The organism is Sphingobium sp. Cam5-1 (genome assembly GCF_015693305.1).
Lineage (GTDB): Bacteria > Pseudomonadota > Alphaproteobacteria > Sphingomonadales > Sphingomonadaceae > Sphingobium.
In genome coordinates, this window is sequence record NZ_CP065138.1 from 2009123 (window position 1) to 2027591 (window position 18469).

General features: G+C 58.4%; 14 protein-coding genes and 1 tRNA gene. 12 read left to right on the forward strand and 3 right to left on the reverse strand.

Features of this window, described 5'->3' with window-relative positions; all coding sequences use genetic code 11:
* Positions 1-439: 439 nt before the first annotated feature.
* Positions 440-1852: a hypothetical protein gene (locus IZV00_RS10030; RefSeq protein ID WP_196224517.1), complete on the forward strand. Its 1413-nt coding sequence runs from the start codon at positions 440-442 to the stop codon at positions 1850-1852.
* 361 nt (positions 1853-2213) lie between these two features.
* Here the strand turns inward: IZV00_RS10030 and yghU are convergent, their stop codons facing one another.
* Complete coding sequence (gene yghU, locus IZV00_RS10035) at positions 2214-3059, reverse strand: glutathione-dependent disulfide-bond oxidoreductase (protein WP_196224518.1); 846 nt, start codon at positions 3057-3059, stop codon at positions 2214-2216.
* Between the two features lie 40 nt (positions 3060-3099).
* Positions 3100-5829: a LuxR C-terminal-related transcriptional regulator gene (locus IZV00_RS10040; protein WP_196224519.1), complete on the reverse strand. Its 2730-nt coding sequence runs from the start codon at positions 5827-5829 to the stop codon at positions 3100-3102.
* A gap of 267 nt (positions 5830-6096) precedes the next feature.
* On the opposite strand from IZV00_RS10040, the gene IZV00_RS10045 reads away from it, so the two are divergent.
* The 9 genes from IZV00_RS10045 (at position 6097) to IZV00_RS10085 (ending at position 16376) form a co-directional block, all read left to right on the forward strand.
* Entirely contained in the window at positions 6097-6750 is a 654-nt protein-coding gene (locus IZV00_RS10045; RefSeq protein WP_196224520.1) for a glutathione S-transferase family protein, read from the forward strand.
* 113 nt (positions 6751-6863) lie between these two features.
* Positions 6864-7406: a hypothetical protein gene (locus IZV00_RS10050; protein WP_196224521.1), complete on the forward strand. Its 543-nt coding sequence runs from the start codon at positions 6864-6866 to the stop codon at positions 7404-7406.
* A gap of 110 nt (positions 7407-7516) precedes the next feature.
* Complete coding sequence (locus tag IZV00_RS10055; RefSeq protein ID WP_196224522.1) at positions 7517-9100, forward strand: GMC oxidoreductase; 1584 nt, start codon at positions 7517-7519, stop codon at positions 9098-9100.
* Positions 9101-9172: 72 nt separating this feature from the next.
* Entirely contained in the window at positions 9173-9892 is a 720-nt protein-coding gene (locus tag IZV00_RS10060) for a CoA transferase subunit A (RefSeq protein ID WP_196224523.1), read from the forward strand.
* Entirely contained in the window at positions 9892-10527 is a 636-nt protein-coding gene (locus IZV00_RS10065; protein ID WP_196224524.1) for a CoA transferase subunit B, read from the forward strand. Before IZV00_RS10060 ends, IZV00_RS10065 begins: the two co-directional genes overlap by 1 nt.
* 206 nt (positions 10528-10733) lie before the next feature.
* Complete coding sequence (locus IZV00_RS10070; RefSeq protein ID WP_196224525.1) at positions 10734-13013, forward strand: TonB-dependent receptor; 2280 nt, start codon at positions 10734-10736, stop codon at positions 13011-13013.
* 144 nt (positions 13014-13157) lie between these two features.
* A complete protein-coding gene (locus IZV00_RS10075) occupies positions 13158-13541 on the forward strand; it encodes a rhodanese-like domain-containing protein (protein ID WP_196224526.1) in 384 nt (127 codons plus the stop codon).
* Between the two features lie 178 nt (positions 13542-13719).
* Positions 13720-15066: a glutathione-disulfide reductase gene (gorA, locus tag IZV00_RS10080; RefSeq protein WP_196224527.1), complete on the forward strand. Its 1347-nt coding sequence runs from the start codon at positions 13720-13722 to the stop codon at positions 15064-15066.
* 119 nt (positions 15067-15185) lie between these two features.
* Positions 15186-16376, forward strand: a complete 1191-nt coding sequence (locus IZV00_RS10085; protein WP_196224528.1) for an acetyl-CoA C-acyltransferase family protein — start codon at positions 15186-15188, stop codon at positions 16374-16376.
* A 365-nt stretch (positions 16377-16741) separates the two neighbouring features.
* Here the strand turns inward: IZV00_RS10085 and IZV00_RS10090 are convergent.
* Positions 16742-16818 (reverse strand) — tRNA-Arg (locus IZV00_RS10090).
* 231 nt (positions 16819-17049) lie between these two features.
* On the opposite strand from IZV00_RS10090, the gene tnpA reads away from it, so the two are divergent.
* Both tnpA and IZV00_RS10100 read left to right on the forward strand, forming a co-directional pair.
* The gene (tnpA, locus tag IZV00_RS10095) at positions 17050-17469 is read left to right on the forward strand and encodes an IS200/IS605 family transposase (RefSeq protein WP_196224529.1); all 420 of its coding nucleotides are present in this window, start codon (positions 17050-17052) and stop codon (positions 17467-17469) included.
* The gene (locus IZV00_RS10100) at positions 17447-18199 is read left to right on the forward strand and encodes a caspase family protein (protein WP_230463175.1); all 753 of its coding nucleotides are present in this window, start codon (positions 17447-17449) and stop codon (positions 18197-18199) included. The genes tnpA and IZV00_RS10100 overlap by 23 nt, the downstream gene beginning before the upstream one ends.
* Positions 18200-18469 lie beyond the last annotated feature (270 nt).

Genomic DNA, 18469 nt, shown 5'->3' on the forward strand with positions numbered 1-18469 from the left:
CGTGCATTCGTTTAACGGCGACGAGCCCCATGCACGCAGCGGCCTGAAGGAAGGCCGCCCGGATCCGAGGTGGCGTGACATTCGTAGGCTTTTGGTCCGCTCGTTGGGCTTAACAACATCCAGTAAATTCAGAGCAACGATAGGCGGATGATTGAAGTTATTTAATTATACAACAGACTTGCAGAATGGCACCCTCGATTAAGAAATTGCGGTGATGATGTTATGGTGGGCGACATGTCCGAAAAGGCATTTTTACGTTTTCTTGAAACCTCTCCATCGTTGCTGACGGCGGAACGCTGATCGACATCACGACCAAGGAGTCGCGCCCATTATGGCGCCTCTCGTGCTCGCTGTGGACTCGTTCGCGTGCGCGGCTGGCCGCGGGCGATGCTCTGGGATTTCTTTTAGACAGTCGGCTCCGACAAGCCCGCATCCCGAGTTGAAGACGCTTCTTCGCACCGTCCGTGATGTCGAAACCGAAACCCGAATTGGGAGGATCGAGATGAACCTTTCGAACATGCGTCTTGAGAGGGGGATTGCGATAGCGGTGCTCTTATCTGCAAGTGCAGCTGTTGCGGCTCCAGATGGCAAGTCGCCTCCAAGTAAGGCCGATCGCTACGCGCTCGGTTATTTTCTCCCCAAGACGAAGGCTGCTGCCAGCTTTTCGCAGCAACTCGTTCGTTGTCCGACCACGGACGACCCTCGGGTCGTGGTCGAGACCCATGCCCAAATCCTAGCGAAGACTGTCCCTGACTACATGCGGTTATATCGCATTGACGCGAGCGTCGGCTTTCTCGCCAAGAGATCGACCGAATTGCTGCTAAATTCGGATGGGACGATGAAGTCGGTGAACGCGACCGTAGAGGGGCAGGGGGCGGCAGTGATCGTGTCGACTGTCAAGCTGGCGGCCTTCGCTGCTTCACTCGTTATCGGAGGGCCCAAGGCGCCCGGCCTCCGGGGCGAGCCGCCAAAGGAGCTCGCGATGCACTGCCGACCGCAGATCGCCGCATTCCTCGTCGAGCGGGATGGTCTCGTCGAGAACATCGCGAAATTGGAGGCGAGACTCGCCGCGAGCGGTCTGACCGCCGGCGAGACCGCTGAGCTTGCGAGCGCGCGCGACCGTCTCTCGGCGATCAATGATGCGCTGACTCTGAGCTCGAAGCCGGTGATGATCGATCCCACGGCTGACGGTTCGGCCAGTGCTGACCCGCTGGACTATGGCGAATGGTTCGACCGCATCAATCCGTTAGATATCTCGAAGCTCCCTGGAGATGATGGAGCGCTCGTGAGCTGGAAGATCAATTCTGCCGCGCAGACAGCATTGACTAGCGCAGCCTACGTCCAGCCGGAAGACGTGGCCAAGCTCCCGTCAGCACCCGATGCTGTGATCTACTACCGTAGGCCGGTCCCAGTCGCGATATCGATGGTCCCCTGCACGCTTAACGGGAATAAGAAGCACGACAAGACGCCCGTCAAGCGTGAGGCGGGTCGTGCATCGGACAAGTCCCAGACCTGCATCATTGAAAAGACTCCCGAGGCCGCCCCCCTGACGACCGACTCCTCGGTCGGATTCCTGCAGCTTTCCGGTCTCTTCCGGCTTCCGATAGGACGTGGTGGCTTGTTTGGGTCACGAACCGTGGCGGTGGAATTCGACGCGAGCGGCGCTCCCACGTCGCTGAAATACGGCTCTGACCCAGGAGCCGCCGATGTCGCGTCCGCGATCGACGCGGTCCGCGAGGGCGGCACCACTCTTCGTGACGCGCGAGCTGACGCACTCGCGCGCAAGGCGGCGATGCTCAAGTCGCGCAAGGACATTCAGGATCTCGAAGCAGAACTCGACAAGCAGCAGTAACCGGGCGAACCGGCAAGGAGAATGCACATGGCCAAGGGAATCTCTCTTCATGTCGGTCTGAACGCGGTCAATCCCTGGAAATACGCTGGCTGGGCAGGCCTGATGCTTTGAGCTTAGTCCGTTTCCTGAAGGAAAGCCCCGGCAAGGCTAAGCGCCATCTTGGCCAAGATGGTGCATCCATTGTGGATGCAGCCTGTCGGAACCACTTGCTGCACTTCGGCCGAAGCAGTGCCAGGCTGTGAAGTTGCAAATTGAAGTGGCGTGAAGCCCGCGATTAGCTGTCCGCAGTCTAAGAAGGCGGACTCGCTCAAGCCTCTGGCGAAATGAGAAAAATAACCGCTGATGCTGGTATCGAAAGCAATCAGGTGTCGATGCCCCCGAGAATCGCGTCAATGTCGGCCGGACTGTGCCGCTCGACTATACCGTTGTCCGAGTTGTTGACGAGCAGGCCCCGTTTGACGGCGTCGCGTTCCGCGATGGTTTCCGCCCAGCGGATCAGATTGCGGTATCGGTCAGCCGCCAGGAATCTGGCTGCATTCGGGTATAGCTGATCAAGCACCAATCGCCCATACCAAGGCCAGATGGCGATGTCGGCAATCGAATAATCGCCGGCGATGAACGGTCGTTCGCGCAGTTGCTGGTCCAGGACATCCAGCTGTCGTTTCGTTTCCATCGTAAACCGGTTTATCGGATATTCCATCGGGCTGGCGGCGTAATGAAAGAAGTGACCGAAACCGCCCCCCAGATAAGGTGCGCTTCCAACCTGCCAGAAAAGCCAGGACAGGCATTCGGCCCGATCCTGTTCCTCGACCGGAAGAAAGGTTTTGAAACGCGATGCGAGGTGCAGCAGAATCGAGCCGGATTCGAAGATCCTGTATGGCGTGGCGCCTGAGCGGTCCACCAGTGCGGGGATCTTCGAATTGGGGTTGATCTCGACAAAGCCGGAACCGAACTGATCGCCCTTGCCTATGGAAATCATCCAGGCGTCATATTCTGCTTCGCTCTGTCCGCTCGCGAGCAGTTCCTCGAACAGGATCGTAACCTTCTGGCCATTGGGCGTGCCTAGGGAATAGAGCTGAAAGGGGTTGGTTCCCACCGGCAATTGGCAATTCTTCCGGGGCCCCGCTGTGGAGCGGTTTCCGGCGTCGCTGGTACCCGCCTGTTCATCATGGGGCCAGACGTCCGGAATGGTATATGATTCCTGCATGGTAAATTCAAAACCCTTTCCTTTTGGCATATGCCGATGGCTATCTTCTTTCATCGAGCTTGTTCAGCGCTGAATATACTTCGTTGCGGGTGGATACATTCAATTTAGCGTATATGTTTTTTATGTGATATTTTATCGTATTTTCAGAAACCATCATCTCACGAGCGATTTTCTTGTTGGACAGGGGTGATTTGAGATATGGTATTACCTCCATTTCTTTACTCGTGAAAATTTCATTTGTGAAAGGTTTTTCGTCTTTTGATATTTTTGTGTATGTACTGTTGAATACATCATCAAATATATTTTTGTAATCTTCTTTATCGTTGTCTGAATAGTTGTTGAATATATCTGATGCGATGTTGTTCACATCCTGACCATAATCCATCATCGCCCTGATGAGGCCCGTGCTGCGCACGGTATCAAGGGCCCTTCGCAGCTGACGCTGCGCCATGATGTTGTCGTTGCGATGATAGTAATAGATCGCCCGGCAAGTGTGATTTTGTATCATGCAATATTTGTTGCTGGGCGGGCATTCCTGCGCGGATGGCGGCTTTGCTGAATAAGAATTCTCCTGAGCTTCCGAACAGGAATTTTTCAGAATGTTTATAGTCGGTGCGATGAGATGTTCGGTCGGGGAAACCCAGTAGCCATTGTCGCGCTTCATGTCGGCCAGATAGGATAGCGCCCGGTCAACGGCGCCACTGGTCAGCAACATTCTGTCATGGCGCGCCTGTTCGATCAGAAGCAGCTGCTCTATTCTCTTCCAGTCATTGCGCATGGCGGAAAATCGGGCTTTGTCGAGGATCTCCTTGGCGCTATTCCCGTCGCCCTGGATGGTTAGAATGCGGGAGTGGCAGATCTGGCCGATGGCGAAGAAATCGGGCGCGGTCGTGTCTCCGAGTATGTCGCCATATTCGGAAAGGACCTCGGCCGCGCCGTCAATGTCATTGCGCTCATAAAGTATCCACAGATAGCAGGTGGCAAGCACCCCGCTGAGATAGGTGGAATCCAGAATTTTCTGCTGCGCTTCCAAGCCGTTGCGTACGCATCGGGCCGCTTCGAGGGTCTTTCCCTCAAGCAGCAGAACTGCGCCTTCGAAACAGGCCGTATAACCGGCGCTGAGCGAGGCGCCGGTCCCTTCGTTGAGCGACCGGGCCAGCATCAGGCCTTCGAGGGCGCCGTTGAAGTTGCCGCGATGCAGGTCTCCATAGGCAACGATCTTCGCTGCGGTGGCGCCCTCAAACGCCGCGAACTCATCCGATGGCATGAATTGTGCCACTGCGGCTTCTGCTCTGGGGAGTGCTGCCTTCAGATTGTCGGATGACATGTCCGAAACGGCCAGGACAACGCGAAGCTTGCAGTGCTGATCGGCATTAGAGAGGGAATCGAGGATGAGGCGGACCTGTCGCCGTCGTCGCAGGAAGATCATCGCCCAGGCGACCCTGACGGCAAGATCGGTGTCGGACGTGATATATTCGGCGGGAATGAGATCCGCCCATCGTGCCACTGTGGCCATTTCCCCGTTGGCGATCAGGATGGACCCCCAGCGCTTCAGAATCTCGGCGGCAAGTGGATAGTCCCGGGCCTCGACCGCGTGTCGTATCGCGTCCTCATATTTTTCGTTGGCGAAGAACCATTCCGCGGCTTTCTTGTGCAATGGTATGGGGTCAAAGGACCGCCGAACCGCATTTTCCTTGATGAGAAGGTCGGCGAACAATCCATGCATTCTGTGCCATTCATGGTCCTGATCGAGTGGATGGATGAACAGGCCGTTTTTCTCGAGTTCGGAGATTTTCAGAGTGCAATCGTCGCGTCCCAGAACATGATCGCAGAGCTTGCCGTTCAGCTTGTCCAGAATGGCGATTTGCAGAAGGAAATCCCTGTCCCCTTCGGGGAGGCCGCTTAACACGCAGTCTTTCAGATATTCGGTCAGGGCCTGGGGGCAGCCATGCTCGAAGTCGTTTAGGGTTTCGTGGCGGCCATAATAGGAAACGCCAAGATTGAACAGCTGGACTGCGGCCGGCCATCCCTCGCTTCTTCGATATATGGTGTCAATTTCCGCGTCGTGCAGATCGCTGTCTATGTTCTTTTTGAAGAAATCATTTGTTTCTTCTTTCGTGAAGGACAACTCTTCGGATGTCAGGACAAGGAGCTTGTTGCCCACAAGCAGCCTCGCGATCCCGATCTCGGGAATATTTCGGCTGCTGATGATGATGCGGATGCCCTTGGGGATCCGATGCAGCAGCTCCTTCCAGAACAGCAGGATGGATTTGTCCGTTACCGCTTCGAATTCGTCGATGAAGAGGGTGACATTATCTCCTATCGACAGGAGTTCCGAAATAAACCAGTCAGACCGCTGCAAATGGGATTTAGAGGTGTCCGCGTCCTGCACCGGTGGCGCGCCGGAGCCATTTGCCGGGGTTGTCGGGGCTTTCAGGGCGTCGATGAGCTGGCGGAGATGTTCCGCGTGCCAGCGGCGATCATTGTCCCGCTTGTCGAGCGTGATCCAGCCGGTCATGCCGCTTCCTGCCTGGGTCAGGGTTTGCTCGATCTGCCGCATCAGGGTTGATTTGCCGAAGCCGGCCGGCGCCTGCAGCACAACGATGTCGGGTGCACCGGGAGATAGGGCGAGTTTGATGAGACGGCTGCGGTCGACAAGCGGAGTGCCATTGGTCGGCGGCGTCGCAGCGGCGCGGCGCGGCCCGCTCCGCTGCTTCCGGTGTTTTGCGTCGGCGGCTTGTCTTTCTGACATTTGCGCACGGATCGGCATGGTGCTCTCCCAGGTGATTTTTGGAGGTACCATATCATGTTTTGGCTGCCCCACCCGATTCGGGTGGTTTGGACAGGTGGGATGCGTCGTACACCGATCCTGTTGAGAGGGTATTGAGCGGCGGCGCGGGCTTCATGAAGCCTAACCGGCAGGGAACGCATATCAGAATGTGAAGCTGGTCCGCGTGTAACTCTCGATACGAAAAATGAATGTGTGTCAGGCCTGTGCCGAACTGTCGGTTCATGCCTGCGCGTCCGGGAGAGGGATATGCGACTTTATAATTCACTGGGGCCGAACCCTCGCGTGGTCCGCATGTTGATGGTCGAAAAGGGCGTGAGCATTCCCACGGTGGAATGGGATGTCCTGACGGGTGAGAACCGCGGAGAGGCCTATACGTCGAAGAATCCGACCGGCCAGACTCCCGCGCTTGAGCTGGATGACGGAACCGTCATCGGCGAAAGCGTGACGATCTGCGAATTCATCGACGAGATGTATCCCGATGTGCCGTTCGTCGGCACGGATATCGTCGAGCGCGCGATCTCGCGTCAATGGTTGCGGCGCGTCGAGCTGAAGATTGTCCTCTACATGTTCGATGCGTTCCGTTTTTGCGAGGGGCTGCATCATTATGAGGACCGGGTCTTCGTCATTCCTGGCGCTGCGGAAAGTCTGAAGGCCGCCGCGAGGGAGGGGCTTCTCTGGCTTGATGGCCTGATCGAGGGGCGCCCGTTCATTGCCGGGGAAGAGATCCGGCTGGTTGATCTCGTGCTGTTCTGCTGCCTCGATTACCTGAAGGACGCGGGGCAACCCATTCCGGAAGATGCGGGGAACATCCAGGCCTGGTTTTCGCGGATGAATGCCCGGCCCAGCGCGGCGGCAAGCATGCACCCTGATCGCGCAGTGTTGGGCGGCTTGTGCACCTAATCGCAATGACCACGTCAATTCAGCGACTTGCCGGCGTGCATCGGTGATCGCGTACGATGTCCCAAGCAGGACAATTGTCTGAGCGAAAGTTCAATGATGAAGGAGTGAGTGTAATGAATCAGAAGGTTGCCATCAAGCGTCCGGTCGATTTCGAAAAACCCATGATCGAGCTGGATGAAGTCCGCTGCGCGGCGGATTGTCAAAAGTTTCTGGTCGGTGTGCTGACTACGCCTGGCTTCCGGGATCAGGCGATGAAGTTGGTCGATCCGAAAGGCGGCTTCTTTTCGGATGCGATGACCGAAACCACCATGGCGGAGTTCATCGACGTCCAGCAGGGGCCGATCATCGAGACCGTTCCCGACTTCGAGATTCTCAACTGGCGCTTTGGGATTGACGCGGGAAATATCGCTGTCGTCAAGTTCCAGGCCACCGCGTCCCATTGCGGTATTCCCGTCAAGGGCGAGAATGGCATGATCGAACCGAGCGGGAAGCGTGCGACCTGGACCTGTGCTTGGATCTTCACGCTGAAGGACGGGAAGATCATGCAGCTCGAAAAGAGCTTCGATCGTGGTTCCTGGCATTATGCGCTTGGTCTCAGCCCCTGGTCGGTGATGCCGGTTCAGCCGACGTTCGAATCCGACAATCGCGGCGCGTGAGCCCGAACGCTACCTGATGGGCCGTGGCGGCCAGAGCAACGGACAATAGTCTCTGGTCGCCACGCCAGTCATCCGGACCATCGAACGACAACTGACCTGGGAGGGGGATCGTGGATACAGTGAATCACGCGGATGTGCTGGTCATCGGCAGCGGATTTGGCGGTTCGTTCGCCGCCAGAAACCTGACTAGGTCCGGCTATAAGGTGGTCCTGCTCGAACGTGGGCCATGGCGGAAAACCACGCCCACCGCCTCGATCGGCGTGGCTGACCCGACGCCGCTGCCGCAGGGGCGCAAAATGCTCACGCATCTGCTGCGGTCCGTGCGTCTTCCGGTTTCCGGCATGAAGGAGATCAGACTCAACAAGCGCGGCTTCTTCGAAGGCTTTTTCGGTCATGGTCTCTGGCTTTTCTGCACCTCGAATGTCGGCGGAGGAAGCCATGCCTTTGCCGGCCTGCTCTCCCGTCCGCTCGTCGAGGATTTCTGGGACGGTTTCCATCCCGATCTGACCAGCGAGACCATGGAACCCTATTATGATCAGGTGCTGGAAACGCTGCGTCCGATCGACCCTACCGAACGGGTTGAAGAGGCCGGCTGGCGCTATCAGATCGGCGAAGGGCAGCCCTTGCGCGAGGTCGAATCCCTGCGCCGGCCGGCGAGCTTCCTGCTGGCCGAACCCGGTCTGGCACCCAAGGCTCAGGTCGGGCCGAACGACGTGCGGCGCCGTGAATGCGAAATGGACAATAACAGTTTTCTGGGCTCAGGCTCCGGCGCGAAGACGACGCTGGACGCGGCGGTTATCTGGCCGGCGATGAAGGATGGGCTTGTCGTCATGGACATGTGCGAGGCGCTCTCCATTCACCAGACCGACGAGGCGGAGGAAGCTCGTACTGGCGACGACGACGGCACGCGATATGTCGTCAAGTTTCGTGACCTGAAGAAGAATGCCGACAAGGAAATCCGCGCGCGCTTCGTCGTGGTGGCCGCCGGGGGCCTGAATTCCGTCAGGCTGCTGATGGCCAGTCGGGGTTCCGCGAAAGGGTTGAGGGATCTTCCGGGGCTCGGGCAGCGCATCGGCGGCAATGGCGATTTCTTCGGCTTCTGGAAGGAAAACGCGCCGCTGGACCTGTCCCGGGGGCTGCCGGTCGGGCCGGCCTTTCGTCCCGCCAAGTCCCTCTATGAAAGTTATATGGTCCGCGCCGGGTTCCAGGGTGTCGATGGCTATCCGCTGCCGCGGTTCATCAAGCGCTGGCTGCGGCGACAATCGATCCTGATCGCGATGGCGTCGGAAAAGGCGGAAGGAACATCCCGGTTTGTCGATGGCCGCTATTATCTGGATTACCAGAAAGAGGTCAGCCCGGGCGTGATGGAAGTCGCGGACTGGGTCAGCGAGCTGGAGGCCGCGACGTCGACCAAGGTGTTCTCGACCAAGGTTCCCATCAGTGTTCATCCCCTTGGCGGTGCGTGCATCGGCGCCACTTCCACGCAAGGGGTGGTCGACGGAACGGGACAGGTCTTTGGATGTCCCGGGCTTTATGTCGCGGATTCGGCGGCCTTTCCGGGGGCGCCTGGAGGGCCTCCGAGCCTCTCCATCGCCGCCTGGGGGGCGTATGTCGCGGACTGCCTCGCACGCAGCGATCGTAGGAATTACGTCGCTGAATCGGATGAGGGATTTACATTATACAAATATAACTGAAATTTATATTTCAAATTTTGTCAGAATTAAATTCCACCTTCGGGCGCAAATGCAGATTTATTAGGTGATGTGATGAATAAGATTTATCCGAACGCTGATGCGGCACTTGATGGGCTGCTTCGTGATGGTTTGCTGATCGCCAGTGGCGGCTTCGGTCTTTGCGGTATTCCGGAGCGTCTGCTCGATGCGGTGCGCGCTTCGGGCGTGAAGGAACTGACGTTCGCGGGCAACAATGCCGGCATCGACAATGAGGGGATCGGCAAGCTGCTGCGCACACGGCAGGTGAAGAAGATGATCGCCTCTTATCTAGGCGAGAACAAGGAGTTCGAGCGCCAATATCTCGCGGGGGAACTGGAAGTGGAATTCTGCCCGCAGGGGACGCTCGCCGAGCGGATGCGCGCGGGCGGCGCTGGCATTCCCGGTTTCTACACCAGGACAGGCGTCGGCACCTTGATCGCCGAGGGCAAGGAGGTGAAGACGTTCGACGGGCCGGACGGGCTGGACGAGTATATCCTTGAAAAGGCCATCTTCGCTGACCTCGCGCTCGTCAAGGCGTGGAAGGCGGACGAGACCGGAAATGTGGTGTTCCGCAAGACCGCACGCAACTTCAACGTGCCGGTTGCGACGTGCGGCAAGGTCTGCGTCGTCGAGGTTGAGGAAATCGTCCCCGCGGGAGGCCTGGACCCCGACTGCATCCACCTGCCTGGCGTCTATGTCCAGCGCATGATCATGGGGGCGCCTTACGACAAGAAGATCGAATTCCGGACGATACGTGAAAGGGAGATCGCCTGATGGCCTGGACTCGCGACGAAATGGCGGCGCGGGCCGCAAGGGAGCTGCATGACGGCTTCTATGTCAACCTCGGCATCGGTATTCCGACGCTGGTTGCCAATCATATCCCGGCGGGAATGATGGTTACGCTTCAGTCGGAGAACGGGATGCTGGGGATCGGTCCGTTCCCCCATGAAGGCGAGGTCGACGCCGACCTTATCAACGCGGGCAAGCAGACGATCAGCGAGTTGCCGCATTCGGCCTATTTCGACAGCGCGCAAAGTTTCGCGATGATCCGCGGCGGGCATATCAATCTTACGGTTCTGGGTGCGATGGAGGTGAGCCAGGGCGGGGACATCGCCAACTGGATGATCCCGGGCAAGATGATCAAGGGCATGGGCGGCGCGATGGATCTCGTCGCGGGCGTTAGGAAGATCATCGTGCTGATGGAACATGTGAGCAAGAATGGCGAACCCAAGTTCATTCCCGAATGCGCGCTGCCGCTGACGGGGCGCAATGTAGTGGACATGATCATTACCGATCTTGCGGTGTTCCAGCGGCCCGACCATGCCTCTCCCTTCCGCCTCATCGAGCGCGCACCGGGGGTGACCCTTGACGAAATCGCCGCCAAGACCAGCGCGAGTTTTGAGGCGTAGGGTGATGAGGAAGGGCCCTCTTCTCCGGTAAAAGAGAACCCCTCCGAGATCTTGTTACGTGATGATTTGTAATCGCTGCAACCTGATTGTGGCGCACCTGTTTTTTTGTGCCTTTTTTCGATGGGTTTTGAAATAATAATAAATAATTTTTTAAATATAAATTGTAATATAGGGAGGATAAATTGAGGTAAATTCCATCATATGTTTTGACGCTTCTTGCGAGTTCCGCCTTTATTGCCCAGCCTTCCTGGGCTCAGGCTAATCCTCAGGCGACCTCCGCCACCCCAGCCAGCTCGGATCAGGCCGACAAGGGGGAAGCGAAAGCAGGCGCGGATGATGGCGCCGCCATCATTGTCACGGCGCAACGTCGCTCGCAATCACTCCTGAAGGTACCGGTCGCGGTTTCGGCCCTTACTCCGGGCGATCTCGAGCGGCAGGGCGTGACCTCGAGTTCTGATCTCAGTGGCGCGGTCCCTTCCCTGCAGGTGACCAGTGCTTTCGGCGATGCCCAGCCCAATTTCACCATGCGCGGTATCGGTGTCGGCAATGAATATGGTGCCAACCAGGTTTCTCCGGTCGGCATTTATTCAGACGACAACTATCTCAGTGCACGTACCATGCACGGGCTTCAGCTGTTCGACCTGGAGCGTGTGGAGGCCGTGCGTGGTCCGCAGGGAACCCTGTATGGCCGCAACACGACCGGCGGCGCGATCAACTTCATTTCCGTCAAGCCGAGCCTTACCCCGGGAACAACCGGCTATGTGGAGGTCGGCTATGGTCGCTTCAATGAAGTCCGGGGGCAGGGGGCCATCGAAGGAACGCTCATCGATGATGTTCTCGGGTTTCGCGCATCCGCCAATTATGTGGAAGCCGATGGTTTCGTCAAGAATATCGCCCCCGGAGAACCCGATGCGAATTCGAAGAATTCCGTCGCCGGCCGCCTGATCATTCGTGCCAAGCCGACCGACCGGCTGGACATGTATCTCAAGTTCACCGGCGGCAGGAGCAGGCCGACGCAGGCGGGCATCTATCATCTGAACAATGATTCGGGTGTCTCGACCTATTATCGGTCCAGCGACGGGTTGAGTTTTTTCGAGACCAACCAGCCCGACCTCGGCTATAGTGACGTCAAGAATGCGGGCGTCCAGTTCGTCGCCAATTACGAACTGTCCGATACGCTGTCTGTCCAGTCGCTCTCTGCCTATGACTGGGCGAAACAGAAGCTGACTCAGGAGGGGACGGGCTCTCCGGAAGTCGGTCTCCTGCAGGACTATTTCGGGGACGTGTACAAGCAGTTCAATCAGGAACTGAAGGTCATGTACCAGAATCACGGGACCAACCTGCAGGCCGGCCTCTATTATGGCTGGGACAAGATCACCGATAATGAAAGATACCGCCTGGTTCAGGTCATGTATTTCTATCAGCGATATCAGCAGGAACGGAATTCCTATGCTGCGTTCGCACAGCTTGACCAGAATCTGACAGACCAGCTCGCGGTGACCATCGGCCTGCGTTATACCAAGGATACGAACCGGCTTTACAATGCCTATTCCTTCCTGACCATGTTCGCCGATCCCGCGATCGCCCCGTCGTTCGAGACCTATGGTTTTGATCCCCAGAATCCGGCGGCCGCGGCAATCCTCTTCACGCATGGCTCGATCCAGCCCGACGGCACGATCGTTCCGGAGAACGCGGGCAAGAAGAAGAGCAGCCGCCTCACCGGCAAAGTCGGCCTGAACTATACGTTTGACGGCGGCGCCATGGTCTATGGCAGTTTCAGCCGCGGCTATCGTGCCGGCTCGTTCTCGAGCCAGTTCTATGCCGGCAACCCGATCGACTTCGTGCCGCCCGAAACGGTCAATGCCTATGAAGTCGGTTTGAAAACAAAGCTGTTCGGTGGTCTGGCCAACATGACGACGGCGGCTTTCTACACGACCTACAAGAACCAGCAGCTCAACGAGGTCATCGGAACCACCGGCTATATACGGTCCGCACCTGGATCGACGATCAAGGGCATGGAGCTGGAACTGGCGGGAAGGCTTGCGTCAACGGTGAAGGGGAACCTCGCCTTCACCTATCTTGATGCCCAATATGACAAGCTCGTCCTGTCCGGCGTCAATCTGGACGGCAACAAGCTGCCCAACGCCCCCAAGGTCACGGTCAATGCCGGGCTTGAGTGGACGGCTGCTCATCTGGGGAGCGGAGACATTATTTTCTCGCCCAACCTGATCTATACCAGCAAGCAGTATTTCACGCCCTTCAATGACAAGGACGGAAACCAGAACCTTCATTCGCCGTCGCATGTTCTGGTCAATGCGACGCTGGGGTGGGAGTCGAGCCGCTTCTCGATCCGCCTGTGGGGCAGCAATCTGTTTAACCGGAAATACTTCATGTACGGCCTGAACCTGCGGGACGCCTTCGGGTTCGACTATCTGGTGCACGCGCCGCCCCGCACCTACGGCATCACCGCTCATTATAATTTCTGATCGGACGGGGCCGCCCGCGGATGTGCGGGCGGCCCCTGCCGGCGGGGGCTGCCCGGCGACCGGGGCCCGCACGGAATTGAGTCTCGACCGGCATTGGCGGGGCTGTTTGCAATCGAACGACATGCACAATCAGGAGGCAGGACGATGCCGATTTCCCTCAACGATATGCTTGCAGAGGCATGTGCCATCGTGCCGCGGATCACGCCGGAAGAAGCGCGGCAATGGCTGGCCCAGGGTGACGTGCTGATCGTGGACGTGCGCGACTCGCATGAGGTCGCTGCGACCGGCAAGATCAAGGGCGCCGTCAATGTCTCGCGGGGCATGATCGAGTTCCGGGCGGCTGCCGACACGCCTTATCACGATCCGGCGTTCCGGAAGGACAGCATCATCATTGTCTACTGCGCGTCCGGGGGCCGATCCGCGCTGGCGGGCAAGATCCTCAAGGACATGGGCTATGAGAAAGTCCATAATCTCGGCGGGTTCAACGACGCGAAAGAGGGTGGTTTCGACACCGAGCCGGCCTGTTGAACGCCGGTCGCCTCCTCCGGGCATCCTTGCACGGACGCTGGCCGCGTCTCGTTCGCGCCCTTCCGTGATCCGTTGGCCGGTGCCGCATTCCGGTATGCGTGCCGCTGCAACGCCATCCATTTTTTGATCAGCTGGCGCACCGCATCACAAGGCGGCGTCAGGGTAGCAGGAGCAGATCATGACGGAATATGACTATGACCTGTTTGTGATCGGCGCGGGATCGGGCGGCGTGCGCGCGAGCCGGGTGGCCGCCTCACATGGTGCCAGAGTCGCGGTGGCGGAGGAGCACCGCGTCGGCGGCACATGCGTGATCCGTGGCTGCGTCCCCAAGAAGATGCTCGTCTATGGTTCGCACTTCGCCGAGGAGCTGCGGGACGCGTCGCACTATGGATGGACCATCGACGCGATGCATTTCGACTGGGCGAGCCTGCGGGATACCGTGCTGCGCGATGTCGACCGGCTCGAGATAACCTACACCAACACGCTCGACGCGCATGAGGTGGCGCATTTTCACGAGCGCGCGACGATAGCGGGGCCGCATGCGGTGCGCCTTGCCTCCGGACGTGAGATCAGCGCGAAAGTGATCCTCATCGCGACCGGGGCGGTGCCGGTCATGCCGGAGGTCGAGGGAATCGAGTATGCGATAACCTCGAACGAGGTGTTTCACCTGCCCACATTTCCCGGGCGTGTGTTGATTCAGGGCGCCGGCTATATCGCGATGGAGTTCGCCGGCATCTTCAACGCCCTTGGCGCGCATGTGACGGTGGTCAACCGTTCGGATCAGATCCTGCGCGGCTATGATGAATCGTTGCGCGACCGCCTGTTGCAGATCACCATGACACGCGGCATCGACTATCGCTTCCATTGCCCGATCCGGCGGATTGAGAAGCGCGAGGGCGAGGCGCGCGTCGTGCATTTCGACGGCCATGATCCGATCGAGGCCGACATCGTGCTCGTCGCCACGGGACGCCGGCCCAATGTCAACGGGCTGGGGCTGGAAAATGCCGGGATCGCGCTTGGTTTCAGGGGCGAGATTCCGGTCGACGGCCATAATCGCACAAGCTGCGAGAGCATTTATGCGGTGGGGGACGTAACCGACCGCATCCAGCTCACGCCTGTCGCGATCCGCGAGGGGCATGCCTTTGCGGACACGGTCTTCGGCGGCACGCCGCGAGTAATCGACTATGGCTGCGTTCCGAACGCCGTATTCTCGCAGCCGCCGCTGGCCGGGGTGGGGCTCACCGAGGCGCAGGCCCGCGTGAACCATGGCAATATCCGGGTCTATTCCTCTGACTTCAGGCCTATGAAGAACATCTTCGCCGAACGCCATGAGCGCGGGCTCTACAAGATGGTCGTCTGCGCGGAATCTGGGAAGGTGCTGGGGCTCCATATGCTGGGCCATGAAGCGCCCGAAATCCTTCAGGCCGCCGCGATCGCGGTCAAGGCAGGCCTCACCAAGGATGATTTCGACGCGACCATGGCGCTGCACCCCAGCATGGCCGAGGAACTGGTGTTGATGCGCTAGCGGATATGCTTCCCTCACGCCGGAGAGAGGGAGCGAGAGGGAGCCAGTTTCCCCCGTGATTTTGCCATTCCGGACCATTTTTGGCCTTCCCCGGACATGGAGGAAAAGAAGGATCGACCATGACCCAGTTAAGCGACATCTACATTATGGGTGGTGCGCGTACCGCTATTGGCACCTTCGGCGGATCGCTTGCCGCGTTCCGGCCGGCCGACCTCGGGAGTATCGTTATCAGGGAAGCGCTGTCGCGCGCCGGCATGGCCGCGGAAATGGTCGAACAGGTGGCGATCGGCACAGTGGTGCCGACCCAGCCGTCGGACGCCTATGTCAGCCGCGTGGCCGCCGTGAATGCAGGCGTGCCGGTCGAAGCGGTGGCGATGAATGTCAACAGGCTGTGCGGCTCGGGCTTGCAGGCCATTGTCTCGGTCGCGCAGGCGATCAGGCTGGGCGAGTGTGACATTGCGATCGGCGGCGGTGCGGAAGTCATGTCGAACGCCCCGCGTATGGTGCAGGGCACCCGTTTCGGCCAGAAGCTGGGCGATATGGCGTTGCAGGACATGATGTTGGGCGCATTGCACGACCCGTTCGAGAATATCCATATGGGCGTGACGGCGGAGAATATCGCCGAACGCTGTCAGATCACGCGGGAAGAGCAGGACGCACTCGCGGTGGAAAGTCACAAGCGCGCTGCCCGCGCCATCGCGGAAGGGCGTTTCAAGGAGCAGATTGTCCCGGTCGAAATCAGGACGCGCAAGACCGAGACCCTGTTCGATACCGATGAGCATGTGCGGCCGGAGGTTTCGCTTGAGGCGCTGGCGGGCCTCAAACCGGTGTTCAGGACGGGCGGTACCGTCACTGCGGGCAATGCCAGTGGCATCAACGACGGTGCGGCTGCGGTCGTGCTAGCGAGTGGTCAGGCGGTAAACCGGCTTGGGCTCCAGCCGTTTGCCAGGGTCCTTGGCTGGGGACATGCCGGTGTCGCGCCGAACGTGATGGGGCTGGGCCCGGTCAAGGCCGTGCCGGTGGCACTTGAGCGCGCGGGCCTCACCCTTGACCAGATCGACGTGATCGAAGCCAATGAAGCCTTCGCCGCCCAGGCGTGCGGCGTCGCAAGCCAACTGGGGTTCGATCCAGAGAAGACCAATATCAACGGGTCAGGTATCAGCCTGGGGCATCCGATCGGCGCAACCGGCGCGATCCTGACCGTTAAGACACTCTATGAGCTCCGGCGTACGGACGGGCGCTATGGTCTCATCACGATGTGCATCGGTGGCGGGCAGGGCCTTGCGATGGTAATAGAGAATTGCGAGTGACGACGGACTCTCGTCTCACGCGTCTTTTTTGCCATAAAAAAATTTCATATAGGATAGGCCAGCTCGGCATTTGGGATTCCTAAATGGGTTGGGTGCTGATTCATAGGATTCTGCGATTTGAGCCGAGGTTATGAATGGGCGTGAAGCGGTATGAATCGAGCGAGGCGCAATGGACGAGGATTTGTCTTGGCTGCCGGTTAAGGTGGGAGATTGAGGGCGGACGGAGTAGCTCTACACGGCGGCTGCATGGAGCCTCTCTCTTGTCCCTTAAACATGTCATGAAGTAGCCAATCCAACTCTATCCTAAAAAAGACCGCTTGGATCGCCGCTTTGAGAGCTCATAATAGTTTGTTTTTATGAGTTTTTGGTGCACCCGACAGGATTCGAACCTGTGGCCTTCGCCTTCGGAGGGCGACGCTCTATTCAGCTGAGCTACGGGTGCATACCGTTCGCGAGGTGCTTACGCCATGCTTACGCGAGATTTTCATCGGCCTGAAGAGCGAACCCGACATCCGCTCAAACCGTTGTTTAGAGTCCTCTTCTGAGGAGGAACCCCTCCGACTTCCAGTCGGATATTGGCTTCAGCCATGGACTCGCGTGCAAGCCTGTAACCTCGGGAAAAACGGAAGCCGTCGAAGGCGTGAAGCTTCCGTTTTTCCCGAGGTTACAGGCTATGCGCTACAAGAGCGGTTGTCACACGACATTCCATCATCGCTACCATCTCGTCTGGGCACCGAAGTATCGGTACAAGGTGCTGATCGGCGATGTGCGCTTCAGGGTGCGGGAGATCATCCGGCAGGTCTGCGATGAGATGGGCGTCATCATCGTCAATGGCGCGCTGTCCCGCGATCACGTGCATATGTTCGTAGAGATCCCGCCGCACGTTTCTGTCAGCGACTTCGTGCGCCGCGCCAAGGGACGGTCATCGCGAAAAATCCAGCAGGAATTCGAGCACATCCGCAAACGCTACTGGGGTCAACGCTTCTGGCAACGTGGCTACTTCTCAACCACATCCGGCAACATCACCGATGACATCATCATGCGTTACCTGGACCGCCATACCCACAAGGATGGCTTCAGCCCCTCCACGTGATCCTACCGGCCTCCGGCCGGTCAGTCATTCAGTCACTTCTTTCTTCCAACACCAGCAACCATCGCCAGACTTGACATCCGCCTTCGGAGGGCAGGTGCCAGATCTGAACAGCGACGAGCCCGACGGACTGGACGAGACTTGGTGCCTGTATGACGGACAGCTCATTGACGACGAGCTCTCTTATGCGCTCTCAGCCTTCAAGGCAGGTGTGCGCATCATTGTCGTGTCGGACAGTTGTCACAGTGGGAGCGTGGTCAAGACAGCAGCGATGCAAGCGCTTCATGGAAATCTGCTCAACGTCCAAGCGGTACTCGCCGCGCGCGCAGTCGGCGACGATAGCGTCTCGTTCGAATTGGTTGATGCGTTCTCCGGGGGCGTTCCGCGTGTGATGCCGCAGGATGTGATGAGCCGAGTTTATCTAGCCAACAAGGACTTCTACGACGAGATCGGTTCACGCGAAGAACTCAGCGAGGCCAAGAATCACGTCGCCGCGTCGGTCATCCTGCTCTCAGGCTGCCAAGACTATCAGCTCTCGATGGATGGCCCGTTCAACGGGGCGTTTACAGGGGCGCTGAAGGTCGTTTGGAACGGCGGGAAATACGCTGACGGATATGACAAGTTTATTGGCAACATACGAAAATCACTGAACAACCCCACGCAATCGCCTGGCATCTTCCGAATTGGCGCGCGCGACACGGCGTTCGACGCGCAGCAGCCATTTTTGGTCTGAGTGGGCGAATCTCGCAGATCCAGTCAGATCTTACCCAGGAGAAAGTCGTCATTAGCGTCAATAGGTCTGATTGTGTCCGCCAATTGCACATCCCGTGGTACACGCAACCCCCGGCGAAAATCCAAATCCAAGTTGCTTGCCAAACGGCAGCAAGTCGCGACCCATCGCTCCCAAGCTGACACTCCGCAATCGCCCCCTGTCGCCATTGCCGACTCTGGGCGATATCCGAAGTTTGGCATCAACTAGCCTGCTTTCATTGTACCGTTTGGC

Coding starts and splice junctions, on each gene's coding strand:
- yghU (WP_196224518.1), bottom strand. CDS start 3,059: ATGCAGGAATCATATACCATTCCGGACGTCTGGCCCCATGATGAACAG.
- IZV00_RS10040 (WP_196224519.1), bottom strand. CDS start 5,829: ATGCCGATCCGTGCGCAAATGTCAGAAAGACAAGCCGCCGACGCAAAA.
- IZV00_RS10045 (WP_196224520.1), top strand. CDS start 6,097: ATGCGACTTTATAATTCACTGGGGCCGAACCCTCGCGTGGTCCGCATG.
- IZV00_RS10050 (WP_196224521.1), top strand. CDS start 6,864: ATGAATCAGAAGGTTGCCATCAAGCGTCCGGTCGATTTCGAAAAACCC.
- IZV00_RS10060 (WP_196224523.1), top strand. CDS start 9,173: ATGAATAAGATTTATCCGAACGCTGATGCGGCACTTGATGGGCTGCTT.
- IZV00_RS10065 (WP_196224524.1), top strand. CDS start 9,892: ATGGCCTGGACTCGCGACGAAATGGCGGCGCGGGCCGCAAGGGAGCTG.
- IZV00_RS10075 (WP_196224526.1), top strand. CDS start 13,158: ATGCCGATTTCCCTCAACGATATGCTTGCAGAGGCATGTGCCATCGTG.
- gorA (WP_196224527.1), top strand. CDS start 13,720: ATGACGGAATATGACTATGACCTGTTTGTGATCGGCGCGGGATCGGGC.
- IZV00_RS10085 (WP_196224528.1), top strand. CDS start 15,186: ATGACCCAGTTAAGCGACATCTACATTATGGGTGGTGCGCGTACCGCT.
- tnpA (WP_196224529.1), top strand. CDS start 17,050: ATGCGCTACAAGAGCGGTTGTCACACGACATTCCATCATCGCTACCAT.
- IZV00_RS10100 (WP_230463175.1), top strand. CDS start 17,447: ATGGCTTCAGCCCCTCCACGTGATCCTACCGGCCTCCGGCCGGTCAGT.